Genomic DNA, 13,840 nt, shown 5'->3' on the forward strand with positions numbered 1-13,840 from the left:
ATAAATACGGCTTGACCATGATCTTCACAGGAGTGAGACATTTTAGACATTAATCAAAAAAGGCACGCATCAATGGATGGTGCCTTTTTTGTTGGTTAAGAAGACCTTAATCTGGGTAGATGTAGGTGACGGTTCCCCAGATAGGGTTGGTCGGATCGAACCAACCGCGGAAGTTGTCGATATAGCGATGGCCGTTGTAGTTAGCCTCTTGGATCTGAATTTTTTGGTCATGTTCGACGTCCGTAACCAAGGCGACATGGCCATATCCCCCATTGTCCCAACAGGCGATAGCGCCGACCTCTGGAGTGTCTCCTGTCCGGAATCCAGCAGCGCGTGCACTAGCTGCCCACATGCCACCGTTTCCCCACCAGTTGTGGGCCCAAGGGGCTAATTCTTTGGCTCCCCAGGTGCACTCACCAATGGGGTAGGTATTTCCCGGGTGTGTCGCGAGTGGAGTGAGCTTTGGCTTTGCCTTTTCCACTTGAAAAGTAGTGGGGAATAGCCCTTTTAGTTGTCCTTGGCTTTTCTGATAGACATGTAGGTGAAATAGCCCATTTCCCTTGTGTTTTTGAGCCTGAAAGCGCAGTTGGAAATGTCCAGGTGCAATCTTCTTTGCGGGATACCAGACCAGATCATCCTGCCCGTTTTCTTCTGACCAGATGGGGAAGACAATCTCGTCAACGTCTTCGAACAACTTTAGATCTACCTCAAATTCTTGTGAGGAGATAGGTGTGATCGTGATTTTTGGCTGGGAAGAAGCCAGGTCCTTTTGCTGGACGCTGGTCGTGAGAGGGTAAAGGCCGGTTAGCTGTTCATTTGCCTCCACTCCATAGACATGGACATGATAACGTCCGGCTTGATCAGAATGGTTGGTCAATGGCACTTGTAGGTCAAATCCCTTGTCACTGCGTTCCACAGGATACCAAATCAGGTCATCTTGGCCATTTTGGTCAGACCAGACGGGAACTTGGATCTTTTGATACTTATCCGGGACGTTTTCGAGATGAATCATCAGCTGCCCTTTTTCGGCATAGATAGCATTGGTCGCTTGATCTGCATGAGCAATAGAGGCTTGCATCCCCCATGTCGCACAAGTCAGTACGACAAATTTTTTAATCGTTTGCATAATACTCCTTTTCGTCAATTAGTAGGTCTCACCTATACTATTCGGAAAAAAATGAGAAATAGGAGAAAATAGCAAAAAATGTTTGGATTCTACTGAAAATAGGAGACTTTTGCTGAAATCATTAGAATAAAACGAACGATTATGATATAATTTAATAAAATAATTCGCAAAAGAGGTTCGAGATGAAACTTTTGGTTGTTGGTTCTGGTGGTCGTGAACATGCGATTGCCAAGAAATTATTGGAGTCTAAGGACGTTGAGCAAGTTTTCGTGGCTCCTGGTAATGACGGGATGACATTGGACGGTCTTGATTTGATCAATATCGGAATTTCCGAACATTCTAAGCTGATTGACTTCGCAAAAGTCAACGATATTGCTTGGACCTTTATCGGTCCAGATGATGCCCTTGCAGCTGGTATCGTGGATGATTTCAATGCGGCTGGACTCAAAGCCTTTGGTCCGACCAAGGCTGCGGCTGAGCTTGAGTGGTCTAAGGATTTTGCTAAGGAAATCATGGTCAAATACGACGTTCCGACAGCAGCCTATGGGACTTTTTCAGATTTCGAGGAAGCCAAGGCCTACATCGAAGAAAAAGGCGCTCCAATCGTCGTCAAGGCAGACGGCTTGGCCCTAGGGAAAGGTGTCGTCGTTGCGGAAACAGTTGAGCAAGCCATCGAAGCCGCTCACGAGATGCTTTTGGACAATAAATTCGGTGATTCAGGTGCGCGTGTGGTTATCGAGGAATTCCTTGACGGAGAAGAGTTTTCACTCTTTGCCTTTGTCAATGGGGACAAGTTCTTCATCATGCCAACAGCTCAGGACCACAAACGTGCCTACGATGGTGACAAGGGTCCTAACACTGGTGGGATGGGTGCCTATGCGCCAGTTCCTCACTTGCCACAGAGCGTGGTTGACACAGCGGTTGACACTATTGTCAAGCCAGTTCTTAAAGGCATGATTAAAGAAGGACGTCCCTACCTTGGTGTCCTTTACGCGGGGCTAATTTTGACAGCTGATGGACCGAAAGTCATCGAGTTCAACGCTCGTTTTGGAGACCCTGAAACGCAAATTATCTTGCCTCGTTTGACATCTGACTTTGCACAAAACATCACTGACATTTTGGATGGCAAAGAGCCGGCCATCACTTGGACGGACAAGGGGGTGACACTGGGCGTGGTTGTAGCTTCAAACGGCTACCCACTCGCTTATGAGAAGGGTGTCAAACTTCCAGCCAAGACAGAGGGCGACATCATCACTTACTATGCTGGAGCGAAATTCGCTGAAAATGGCCAAGACCTCCTCTCAAACGGCGGACGTGTCTACATGCTGGTCACAACCGCAGACACCGTCAAAGACGGCCAAAACATTATCTACAAGGAACTCGATAAACAAAACACAGAAGGCCTCTTCTACCGAAATGACATTGGAAGCAAAGCGATAAAAGATTAACAGATACTATATTTGTCAATGGCGAGCGAAAGTGAGCCAAAGTAAGATAATGGTCGCTTAATTTGCGAGCGTTAGCGAGCTAGTATAGGATAATCGTCGCAGTAGTGGAACTCCTAGTAGCAGAGCTACTAGGAGCGGAAAACTGGAGACTCAGGCTCCAGTTTTAGTAATGGAACGCCACAGGCGGTCGCTTACGTCCGCACTACAATAGACGATTATCAAAAAAGGAGAATAAATGAAACCAGTAATTTCCATTATCATGGGCTCAAAATCCGACTGGGCAACCATGCAAAAAGCCGCTGAAGTCCTAGACAACTTCGGCGTTGCTTACGAAAAGAAAGTTGTTTCCGCACACCGTACACCGGACCTCATGTTCAAACATGCCGAAGAAGCACGTAGCCGTGGCATCAAGGTCATCATCGCAGGTGCGGGTGGCGCTGCTCACTTGCCAGGGATGGTCGCAGCTAAAACAACCCTTCCAGTTATTGGCGTACCCGTCAAGTCACGTGCCCTTAGCGGTGTGGATTCGCTCTATTCTATCGTTCAGATGCCGGGTGGCGTGCCTGTGGCAACAATGGCCATTGGTGAAGCAGGTGCGACCAACGCTGCCCTCTTTGCCCTCCGTCTTCTTTCAGTAGAGGACCAGGCTATTGCGACAGCTTTGGCGGATTTCGCAGAAGAACAGGGAAAAATCGCAGAGGAGTCTACAAATGAGCTCAACTAAAACCATTGGGATCATCGGTGGTGGCCAGCTCGGTCAGATGATGGCGATCTCAGCTATCTACATGGGACACAAGGTTATCGCCTTGGATCCAGCAGCTGATTGCCCAGCCTCCCGTGTAGCGGAAATCATCGTGGCCCCTTACGACGACGTAGATGCTCTTCGTCAGTTGGCAGACCGCTGTGATGTTCTCACTTATGAATTTGAAAATGTGGATGCTGATGGTTTGGATGCTGTTATCAAAGATGGTCAGCTTCCTCAAGGGACCGACCTGCTTCGCATCTCCCAAAATCGCATTTTTGAGAAGGACTTTCTTTCCAACAAAGCACAAGTCACTGTGGCCCCTTACAAGGTCGTAACTTCTAGCAAAGACTTGGCAGATATCGACTTCTCGAAAAACTATGTCCTCAAGACAGCGACCGGTGGTTATGATGGCCATGGTCAGAAGGTCATTCGTTCAGAAGCGGACTTGGAAGAAGCCTATGCTTTAGCCGATTCAGCAGACTGTGTTTTAGAAGAGTTTGTCAACTTTGACCTTGAGATTTCAGTCATCGTGTCTGGAAATGGCAAGGATGTGACAGTCTTCCCAGTTCAAGAAAATATCCACCGCAACAATATTCTTTCAAAAACCATTGTGCCTGCTCGCATTTCAGAAAGTCTAGCTGAAAAAGCCAAAGCGATGGCAGTGCGAATCGCAGAACAACTGAACCTTTCTGGTACACTTTGTGTAGAAATGTTTGCGACAGCTGATGACATCATTGTCAACGAAATTGCGCCTCGCCCACACAATTCAGGTCACTACTCAATTGAAGCTTGCGACTTCTCCCAGTTTGACACGCACATCTTGGGTGTTCTCGGAACACCACTCCCAGCAATTCACCTTCATGCACCAGCTGTAATGCTCAATGTTCTCGGCCAACACGTCGAGGCTGCTGAAACATATGTGACAGAAAATCCAAGCGCTCACCTCCACTTATATGGTAAACTAGAAGCAAAGCATAACCGCAAAATGGGACATGTGACTTTGTTTAGTGATGTGCCAGATGAGGTTGAGGAGTTTGGGAAAGGGATTGATTTTTAAGTGAAAATAGCGATTCTAGGACTTGGAGTCATCGGGACCACTTATGCCTACGCCTTTCAAAAAGCAGGCCATCAAGTAGAGCACGTACTGAGAGATAGTAAGAAAAGCACTGCTCCGAAGGAGTTGTCGGTTGATCTGCTAGATGGTCGCTATCATTCCAAAGGTGAAAATAAACACGACACCTATGAGGTTCATGTGGCGGAAGCTGATTCGGAATACGATTTTATTTTTCTGAGTGTGCGTCATGGGCTTGTCAAAGAAGCTGTGGAGACCTTGCGAAAAAATAATATTAAAGGTACCCTCGTTTTCTTTTGTAATTTCTGGGATACTCGAAAAGAGGTCCAAGAGTGGGCAGGAGACTATGACTATATTCTAGCCTTTCCGACAGCGGGCGGTCACATGCAAGAGGACCATTTGGATGGTGTCTTGTTTGACCATTTAATGCTAGAAGGTGAGCAAAAAGCACACATTTCTAACTATGCTGATCTGACGGCTTTACTGACTTCTGCAGATTTGAAGTGGGAAGTGCCTCATGATATGGTCGAGTGGATTTGGATTCACATGGCGATTAACGCAGGTGTTACTTCGACAGCTGCGCGTTCTGGAAATCTGGAAAATCCAGAAGAATTGGCTTTGAACTTGATGAATAGTTCATCGGAATTATCATTGGCCATCAAGGCTATTCGAGAAGCTTTGAAAGTTGTAGAAGCGCGTGGTGTGAATTTGAAGCTTTACAAGGCAGAACTCTTACCCTACAAAATTCCAGCTTGGATAGCTGGCAAAGCCATGAAAGTCATGTTTGCGAAAAATGAGCTAACTCGAAAAATCATGACCTTACACAATGATAAACAGGACATCTTCTATTGTTGTCAAAGTGTTTATCAGACTGGTCAGGAGTTAGGTGTCAAGATGCCTATTCTGGAAGCAAATATGAAGGGCATTTCGATTTAGGAGGTTTTATGATTCAACTCATTGTCAACGCATTTGTCGAAAAAGAGAAGACTGGAGCAGTCGTCGAAGTCTTGTATGCTAGTAGCGATCACGAAAAAGTGAAAGCTAAGTATGAAGAGTTAGTTGTACGATACCCTGAAAACTATTTAGCCATCTATGATCTACCGTTAGATACGGATTTGAATACACTCGATCACTATCCATCTGTGTGGATTGGGAAAGAAGAATTTGAATAAAGCGACTGTTGGTTGCTAACAGATGTGATACATCAAAAGAAAGGAAAATAAAACAATGATCGAACGTTACTCTCGCCCTGAAATGGCGAACATTTGGACTGAAGAAAATAAATACCGTGCTTGGCTTGAGGTGGAAATCTTGGCTGACGAAGCATGGGCTGAATTGGGAGAAATCCCTAAGGAAGATGTGGCTTTGATTCGTGAAAAAGCGGACTTTGACATCGACCGTATTTTGGAAATCGAGCAGGAGACTCGTCACGATGTGGTGGCCTTCACACGTGCGGTTTCTGAAACGCTTGGTGAAGAGCGCAAGTGGGTTCACTATGGTTTGACATCTACTGACGTGGTCGATACGGCCTATGGTTACCTCTACAAACAAGCCAACGACATCATCCGCAAGGACCTTGAAAACTTCCTCAACATCATCGCTGACAAAGCGAAAGAGCACAAGTTCACTATCATGATGGGTCGTACCCACGGTGTGCATGCTGAGCCGACAACTTTTGGTCTTAAATTGGCCACTTGGTACAGCGAAATGAAACGCAACATTGAGCGTTTCGAGCATGCGGCTGCTGGTGTGGAAGCTGGTAAGATTTCTGGTGCGGTTGGTAACTTTGCCAACATCCCACCATTCGTTGAAAAATACGTCTGCGATAAATTGGGTATCCGTGCTCAAGAAATCTCTACACAGGTCCTTCCTCGTGACCTTCACGCTGAGTACTTTGCAGTTCTTGCGAGCATCGCAACTTCGATCGAGCGGATGGCGACTGAAATCCGTGGTCTGCAAAAATCAGAACAACGGGAAGTGGAAGAGTTCTTTGCTAAAGGTCAAAAAGGTTCTTCAGCAATGCCGCACAAACGTAACCCAATCGGTTCTGAAAACATGACAGGTCTTGCGCGTGTCATCCGTGGTCACATGGTCACAGCTTACGAAAATGTGTCACTCTGGCATGAGCGTGATATCTCTCACTCATCAGCTGAGCGGATCATCGCACCAGACACAACCATCTTGATTGACTACATGCTCAACCGTTTCGGAAACATCGTTAAGAACTTGACAGTCTTCCCAGAAAACATGATCCGCAACATGAATTCTACATTTGGTTTGATCTTTAGCCAACGTGCCATGTTGACTTTGATTGAAAAAGGTATGACGCGTGAGCAAGCTTATGACTTGGTGCAACCAAAAACAGCCCAATCATGGGATAACCAAGTAGACTTCAAACCACTTCTTGAAGCAGATCCAGAAGTAACTTCACGTCTCACTCAAGAAGAAATCGACGAAATCTTCAACCCAACATACTACACCAAACGGGTGGATGAAATCTTCGAACGCATCGGTTTGGGTGACTAATCGCAACGAAAAAGGGAATTTGAAAAATAGACGAAAGAGGCTGGGACAAAAGTCCTAGCCTCTCAATTATTTTTGGATTGTCGAGCAAGACGCAGTGGTTGAGTGGGCTCTACTACGCTGATTTCATCAGCTTTTACAGCCCTACTCAACTGTGCGGAGGTGGGACGACGAAATCGAATTCTAACGAATTACCGATTTCTGTCCCACTCTTTTTTTTAAACTTTTTATAGCTAAACTATCACTAATTATATATATTTTTAAAGAGGTCTTTAGAAATCGTTTTCAACATGCTATACTGGAGCTATAAAAAAGACCGAGATGTCTCAGTCTTTTTGGTTCTTAGTGATCGCGGTCACAGGAGATGAACTTGATCTTGTAGTAGTCACCGCGTTTATAGGTTTCCGTGTATTCAAGGATTTGGCCAGTCGCTTCTAGCTTGGTCGTCTTCACTTGTTTGACCGTTGGGAAATTTTCGTCGATCTTTAATACTTTGGCAACCTTGCTTGGTGTAGGAAAGACGATTTCGTTGACTTCTTCGAAGTGCTCATCATTCATATGAATGTGATAGTCTTCTTTGAAGCGATCATAGATAGAGCTGTAGTATTCCAAATTTGGATAGTTTGGATTGATGTATTGTTCAGGGACATAGGTTTGGTGGAAGATATAGGTATCATCCCCTGTCTGGCGAGTCCGTTCGATCTTATAGTAGAATTGCGTTGGGTTGAGGCCTAGTTTGTCTAGGATGCTTAAGGTATTTCCACGTTTAATAGAGAGAACTTTGACTTTGGCCTTTTGGATTGGGAAGGTTTCAACATCTGAAAATTCAACCAGTTTGTGTTTTCGAGCACGAGAAACAAAGGTTCCTTTTCCTTGCTGACGGACAATGTAGCCATCAGCAGCGAGGTCGTTCAAAGCACGGACAACGGTGATAGAGCTAACATCATAAATTTTAATGAGTTCAGCTTCAGTATAAAATTTATCTCCATTTTCAAATTTTCCTGAGATAATTTGTTGCTTCAATTCATCTTTGATGTGTTGGTACTTTGGAATTGCCATAGTGCTACCTCTCTTTAGATTTCTCTTATTTAACCCTATTTTAACATATTTTTTATAAAAGTGTTGACATTTTTTAAATAATTTATTATATTAATAAATGAAAAGGGTTACATATAAGAAAGGGGGGCGTTTATGGGAGTTTTTGAGATTCGCGATGCTTTCTATTTAAAAGATCAACCCTTCAAGATTTTATCCGGAGCGATCCATTATTTCCGAATTGACCCAGCAGACTGGTATCATTCCTTGTATAATCTAAAGGCTTTAGGTTTTAACACGGTTGAGACCTATGTCCCTTGGAATGCGCATGAACCCCGCAAAGGGCAGTTTGACTTTAGTGGTCGATTGGATCTAGAGCGTTTCATTCAAACAGCCCAGTCCCTAGGACTTTACATGATTGTAAGGCCGTCGCCCTTTATCTGTGCAGAGTGGGAATTTGGTGGATTACCAGCCTGGCTCTTGGAAGAAGACCTGCGAATCCGCTCATCAGACCCAGCCTTTATCGAAGCGGTGGATCGTTATTATGATCGCTTGCTTGGCTTGTTGACACCCTACCAAGTGGATCAGGGTGGTCCAATCCTCATGATGCAGGTGGAAAATGAGTACGGCTCTTATGGAGAGGATAAGGATTATCTTCGTGCCATTCGGGATTTGATGAAGGAAAAAGGCGTGACCTGTCCTCTCTTTACATCAGATGGACCATGGCGAGCAACGCTAAGAACAGGAACCTTGATAGAAGAAGACCTCTTTGTGACGGGAAACTTCGGTTCCAAAGCAGCCTATAACTTCGGTCAGATGAAAGAATTCTTTGACGAATACGGCAAGAAATGGCCCTTGATGTGTATGGAATTCTGGGATGGCTGGTTTACCCGCTGGAAGGAACCCGTGATTCAAAGGGACCCAGAGGAGTTGGCAGAAGCTGTCCATGAGGTCTTGGAGCTCGGCTCCATCAATCTCTATATGTTTCATGGCGGGACCAATTTCGGCTTTATGAATGGTTGCTCAGCTCGGGGAACGCTAGACTTGCCACAGGTGACGTCCTATGACTATGGGGCTTTGCTCAATGAGCAGGGCAATCCGACGGAGAAGTATTATGCCATTCAAAAAATGATGGCGACCTATTATCCGGAATACCCACAGCAAGAACCACTCATCAAAAAGTGTTTGCCAGAACAAACCTTGCAATTGGTAGCCAAGACTAGTCTTTTTGGAAATCTGGACAATTTGGCTCAGGTTGAGACCAGCCTTTATCCCGAAAAGATGGAGGAGTTGGGGCAAACCACAGGTTATCTCCTATATGAGACAGACCTTGAGTTGGATGCGGAAGAAGAAAAATTGCGCATCATTGATGGTCGGGATCGGGTACAAATTTACCTGGATGATCAACATGTAGCAACACAATACCAAACAGAGATCGGTGAAGATCTTTTTATCAAAGGAAAAAAGAAAGCGGTTACGAATTTAAAAATCTTGCTTGAAAATATGGGTCGTGTCAACTACGGGCACAAGCTCTTGGCTGATAGCCAGCACAAGGGCATTCGCACAGGTGTCTGTGTGGATTTGCATTTCCATCTTCATTGGAAGCAGTACCCACTGGATTTACAAGATCTCAGTCAGCTCGATTTTTCAAAGGAATGGCAGGCAGGTGCTCCAGCATTTTACCGATATGATTTTCAGCTGGACCACACCCTTGACGCTTATCTGGATATGACAGGATTTGGGAAAGGGGTCGTCTTTGTCAACGGCCATAACCTTGGTCGCTTCTGGGAAGTCGGACCGACCACTTCACTTTATGTGCCTCATGGCTTCCTCAAAGAAGGAGCCAATAGCCTGATCGTCTTTGAGACAGAAGGGCGTTACCAAGAGACACTTCAACTTGTTCAACAACCTACATTCAAAGAAGTAAAGGGGGAAAACTTATGACTATTGTAGGATGCCGTATCGATGGACGTTTGATCCACGGGCAGGTAGCCAATCTTTGGACTACCAAACTAAATGTTTCACGTATCATGGTGATCGATGATGAAGTCGCTCAAAATGATATTGAAAAAAGTGGCTTGAAACTAGCGACACCACCTGGTGTTAAGCTCAGTATCTTGCCAGTCGCAAAGGCTGCGGAAAATATCTTGGCTGGAAAATATGATAGCCAACGACTCTTTATCGTAGCTCGCAAACCTGATCGTTTCCTTCGTTTGATCGAAGCAGGCGTTCAGCTTGAAACGCTGAATGTCGGCAATATGTCTCAATCTGATGAGACACGTGCGATTACCCGCTCGATCAATGTGGTGGACGCGGATGTGGAAGACTTCAACAAAATCCACGAAAAAGGTGTAAAGATTACGTCTCAGATGGTGCCAAACGACACTGCAGAAGACTTTATGAAGTTATTAAAGTAAAAGAAAATTTTTAGGAGGAAATTGTCATGATACAATGGTGGCAAATTTTACTACTTACTTTGTACTCAGCTTATCAAATCTGTGATGAGTTGACGATTGTTTCATCAGCAGGCTCACCAGTCTTTGCTGGTTTCATTACAGGACTTGTTATGGGAGATTTAAAGACAGGTCTATTTATCGGAGCTTCTCTCCAATTGACAGTGCTCGGTGTTGGTACTTTCGGTGGAGCTTCTCGTATTGACGCAACATCTGGTGCCGTTCTTGCAACTGCCTTTTCAGTAGCAAAAGGGATTGATCCAGAGATTGCTATTGCTACAATCGCTGTGCCGGTAGCAACTTTGTTGACCTACTTTGATATTCTTGGTCGTATGACTACAACTTACTTCGCTCACCGTGTAGATGCTGCGATCGAACGTTACGACTATAAAGGAATTGAACGCAACTACCTTCTTGGTGCTGTTCCTTGGGCTCTTTCTCGTGCCCTTCCAGTCTTCTTGGCTCTTGCCTTTGGTGGTTCTTTCGTAGAAACTGTTGTTACAGGTCTTGCTAATGTACAATGGTTGGCAAACGGTCTGAAACTTGCAGGTCAAATGCTTCCAGGTCTTGGATTTGCGATCTTGCTTCGTTACCTTCCTGTTCGTCGTAACCTTCACTATTTAGCACTTGGCTTTGGCTTAACAGCAATGTTGACAGTGCTTTATAGCAATGTTCAAAGCCTTGGTGCTGCAGTGTCTAGCATTGTTGGTTCTGATGTGTTCGCTAAACTTCCAAAAGAACAAGCTATTACTTTTGTTAACAACTTCAAGAGTGTATCTATGATTGGTATTGCCATCATCGGTATCTTCCTTGCAGTACAACACTTCAAAAACAGCCAACGTACAGTTGTAGCTGCTCCAGCAAGCAATGTAGAAAGCGGGGAAATTGAAGATGACGAATTCTAATTACAAACTAACAAAAGAAGATTTTAAACAAATTAACAAACGTAGCCTCTTCACCTTCCAATTGGGTTGGAACTACGAACGGATGCAGGCTTCTGGTTACCTTTACATGCTTCTTCCACAATTGCGGAAAATGTATGGAGACGGCACACCTGAATTGAAAGAAATGATGAAATTGCATACGCAATTCTTCAATACTTCTCCATTCTTCCACACTATTATCACTGGTTTTGACCTTGCTTTGGAAGAAAAAGATGGTGTAAAATCAAAAGATGCGGTGAACGGGATCAAGACAGGTCTTATGGGACCATTTGCCCCTCTTGGGGACTCAATCTTTGGATCATTGGTACCAGCTATTATGGGTTCAATCGCAGCAACTTTGGCTATTGCAGGAAACCCAGCCGGTATCTTCTTGTGGATCGCTGTGGCAGTTGCTTATGACATTTTCCGTTGGAAACAGTTGGAATTTGCCTATAAAGAAGGGGTTAACCTCATCAACAACATGCAAAGTACCTTGACAGCTTTGATCGACGCAGCTGCCGTTCTGGGTATCTTCATGGTTGGTGCCTTGATTGCCAGCATGATTGGTGTTGAAGTTTCTTGGACTCCACACATTGGGGACAAAGCGATTGAAATTCAAGATATGCTCAACCTTATCTTCCCACGTTTGGTACCAGCAATCATCACAGGTGTAATCTACTGGTTGCTTGGACGTAAGGGTATGAACTCTACAAAAGCTATCTTGCTCATCATCCTTGCAGCAATCGCATTCTCAGCATTTGGCCACTTCTTCTTTGGAATGGCATAATGGAGTAAGGTATGGCAAAAGAGTTAGTATTGGTCAGTCATGGTCGCTTCTGTGAAGAGCTTAAAGCTAGCACAGAGATGATTATGGGACCACAAGAATCCATCCATACGGTTGCACTCTTACCAGAAGAAGGACCAGAAGACTTTACTGCTAAATTTGAAGCAACAGTCCAAGGTCTAGAAGACTATATTGTATTTGCCGATCTCTTGGGAGGAACTCCTTGCAACACCGTGAGCCGCTTGATCCTTGAAGGACGTGCGATTGACTTATACGCAGGGATGAATCTTCCGATGGTCATCGAGTTCATCAATAGTAGCCTGACTGGTAATGAAGGGGACTACCCTGAACGTGCAAAAGAAAGTATTGTCAAGGTCAATGACCTCTTGTCAAACCTTGATGATGATGAAGATGAGTAGGTTGGTATGGGAGTCTGGGAGCATCATCTCAGGCTCCTTTCCCATTTATCAACGTTAGATTGTAGAAAGGAACAACAGGTTCTATGTTAGACTATACAAAAGAAGACTTGCAGGAGCTAGGAGCAGAGATCACAACACGTGAAATCTACCAACAACCGACGGTTTGGAAAGAAACAGCTCGCTTGTATCAAGAAAGAAAAGCGGAAATAAAAGCTTTCTTAGAAAAAATTGGGCAAGAGCATGACTATATCAAGGTCATCTTGACAGGGGCTGGGACCTCAGCCTATGTGGGAGATACCTTGGTTCCATATTTGCAGGAAGTACACGATGAACGCCACTGGAATTTTCAATCCATTGCGACGACGGATATCGTAGCTCATCCTCAAACCTATTTGAAAAAAGAGGTTCCGACTGTTTTAGTATCTTTTGCCCGGAGTGGCAATTCGCCAGAAAGTGTCGCCACCGTGCAGTTGGCTCAAGACTTGGTTGATGAGCTCTATCAGATCACCATTACCTGTGCCGAAGAAGGAAAACTGGCCCAGCAAGCCCACGGAGATGAGCGCAATCTCTTGCTTCTCCAACCTAAAGAAACCAATGATGCCGGCTTTGCGATGACCTCTAGCTTTACCTCTATGCTTTTGACAGCTCTCTTGGTTTTTGATCCAAGTGAGGAAGAGATCAAGGAAAAACGAGTAGCAGAGCTGGTTGATCTATCTGAGCAAATCTTGGAGAAGGACCGTGCGGTCAAGGAAGTGGTCGATCTAGACTTTGAGCGCGTGATCTATCTGGGAGCAGGACCTTTCTTTGGCCTAGCCCATGAAGCCCAGCTCAAGATTTTGGAATTAACGGCAGGCAAAATCGCAACCATGTATGAGAGTCCTGTCGGATTCCGTCACGGTCCAAAATCCCTCATCAATGATCAGACCCTCGTCTTGGTCTTTGGAGCCATTGATCCTTATACCCGTCAGTATGATCTGGACTTGGTTCGAGAAGTTGCAGGGGATCGGATTGCCCGTCAAGTTGTCCTCTTGACCGATCAAGCTGCAGGGATCGAGCATGTACGAGAAGTGTTGGTGAAAGCATCAGCAGACTCCCTAGATATCTACCGTGCCTTCCCATACATTATCTACGGTCAGTTGATTTCTCTCTTGACTTCGCTCAAGGTGCAAAATCGCCCAGACACGCCATCACCAACTGGTACTGTCAATCGGGTTGTTCAAGGGGTGATCATTCATCCATTTCATAAAGAATAGCCACTAATTTTCTATAAAAAGTGGAGTGTTTCTTCTTGTGAAACTGATACAATGGAGAA

At 44.9% G+C, this 13,840-nt stretch carries 14 protein-coding genes; 12 read left to right on the forward strand and 2 right to left on the reverse strand.

The window, feature by feature from the left end; all coding sequences use genetic code 11:
• Window positions 1-106: 106 nt before the first annotated feature.
• A complete protein-coding gene (locus tag PCY11_RS04485; RefSeq protein WP_070845614.1) occupies window positions 107-1,126 on the reverse strand; it encodes a GBS Bsp-like repeat-containing protein in 1,020 nt (339 codons plus the stop codon).
• A gap of 182 nt (window positions 1,127-1,308) precedes the next feature.
• Between PCY11_RS04485 and purD the strand changes: the two genes are divergently transcribed.
• From purD to purB, 6 genes are all read left to right on the forward strand, one after another.
• Window positions 1,309-2,574: a phosphoribosylamine--glycine ligase gene (purD, locus tag PCY11_RS04490; protein ID WP_070845612.1), complete on the forward strand. Its 1,266-nt coding sequence runs from the start codon at window positions 1,309-1,311 to the stop codon at window positions 2,572-2,574.
• Between the two features lie 235 nt (window positions 2,575-2,809).
• The gene (gene purE / locus PCY11_RS04495) at window positions 2,810-3,298 is read left to right on the forward strand and encodes a 5-(carboxyamino)imidazole ribonucleotide mutase (protein WP_003015335.1); all 489 of its coding nucleotides are present in this window, start codon (window positions 2,810-2,812) and stop codon (window positions 3,296-3,298) included.
• Window positions 3,285-4,376, forward strand: a complete 1,092-nt coding sequence (purK, locus tag PCY11_RS04500) for a 5-(carboxyamino)imidazole ribonucleotide synthase (protein WP_070845610.1) — start codon at window positions 3,285-3,287, stop codon at window positions 4,374-4,376. The genes purE and purK overlap by 14 nt, the downstream gene beginning before the upstream one ends.
• Window positions 4,377-5,327: a ketopantoate reductase family protein gene (locus PCY11_RS04505; protein ID WP_070845608.1), complete on the forward strand. Its 951-nt coding sequence runs from the start codon at window positions 4,377-4,379 to the stop codon at window positions 5,325-5,327.
• Between the two features lie 8 nt (window positions 5,328-5,335).
• A complete protein-coding gene (locus tag PCY11_RS04510; RefSeq protein ID WP_070845605.1) occupies window positions 5,336-5,563 on the forward strand; it encodes a phosphoribosylaminoimidazole carboxylase in 228 nt (75 codons plus the stop codon).
• A 55-nt stretch (window positions 5,564-5,618) separates the two neighbouring features.
• Entirely contained in the window at window positions 5,619-6,917 is a 1,299-nt protein-coding gene (gene purB, locus PCY11_RS04515; RefSeq protein ID WP_070845603.1) for an adenylosuccinate lyase, read from the forward strand.
• Window positions 6,918-7,256: 339 nt separating this feature from the next.
• Here purB and PCY11_RS04520 read toward each other — a convergent pair whose 3' ends face one another.
• The gene (locus PCY11_RS04520) at window positions 7,257-7,973 is read right to left on the reverse strand and encodes a GntR family transcriptional regulator (RefSeq protein WP_049472675.1); all 717 of its coding nucleotides are present in this window, start codon (window positions 7,971-7,973) and stop codon (window positions 7,257-7,259) included.
• 132 nt (window positions 7,974-8,105) lie between these two features.
• Here PCY11_RS04520 and PCY11_RS04525 point away from each other — a divergent pair, with 132 nt between their 5' ends.
• The 6 genes from PCY11_RS04525 to PCY11_RS04550 all read left to right on the forward strand — a co-directional run bounded on the left by PCY11_RS04525 (window position 8,106) and on the right by PCY11_RS04550 (window position 13,781).
• On the forward strand, window positions 8,106-9,893 hold the full coding sequence (locus PCY11_RS04525; RefSeq protein WP_301362536.1) for a beta-galactosidase family protein: 1,788 nt from the start codon (window positions 8,106-8,108) through the stop codon (window positions 9,891-9,893).
• Window positions 9,890-10,366 carry a PTS system mannose/fructose/N-acetylgalactosamine-transporter subunit IIB gene (locus PCY11_RS04530; RefSeq protein ID WP_003009322.1) on the forward strand — a complete coding sequence of 159 codons (477 nt, stop codon included), beginning with the start codon at window positions 9,890-9,892 and terminating at the stop codon, window positions 10,364-10,366. The genes PCY11_RS04525 and PCY11_RS04530 overlap by 4 nt, the downstream gene beginning before the upstream one ends.
• A 26-nt stretch (window positions 10,367-10,392) precedes the next feature.
• Window positions 10,393-11,307, forward strand: coding sequence for a PTS mannose/fructose/sorbose/N-acetylgalactosamine transporter subunit IIC (locus PCY11_RS04535; protein WP_023920053.1), 915 nt, complete (start codon window positions 10,393-10,395; stop codon window positions 11,305-11,307).
• Window positions 11,294-12,112, forward strand: coding sequence for a PTS system mannose/fructose/sorbose family transporter subunit IID (locus PCY11_RS04540; protein WP_023920055.1), 819 nt, complete (start codon window positions 11,294-11,296; stop codon window positions 12,110-12,112). The genes PCY11_RS04535 and PCY11_RS04540 overlap by 14 nt, the downstream gene beginning before the upstream one ends.
• Before the next feature lie 11 nt (window positions 12,113-12,123).
• Complete coding sequence (locus PCY11_RS04545) at window positions 12,124-12,528, forward strand: PTS sugar transporter subunit IIA (RefSeq protein ID WP_003002366.1); 405 nt, start codon at window positions 12,124-12,126, stop codon at window positions 12,526-12,528.
• Window positions 12,529-12,611: 83 nt separating this feature from the next.
• The gene (locus tag PCY11_RS04550) at window positions 12,612-13,781 is read left to right on the forward strand and encodes an SIS domain-containing protein (RefSeq protein WP_049475228.1); all 1,170 of its coding nucleotides are present in this window, start codon (window positions 12,612-12,614) and stop codon (window positions 13,779-13,781) included.
• Window positions 13,782-13,840 lie beyond the last annotated feature (59 nt).

Origin of the sequence: Streptococcus sp. SP8 (assembly GCF_030440045.1) — a bacterium.
GTDB lineage: Bacteria > Bacillota > Bacilli > Lactobacillales > Streptococcaceae > Streptococcus > Streptococcus parasanguinis_I.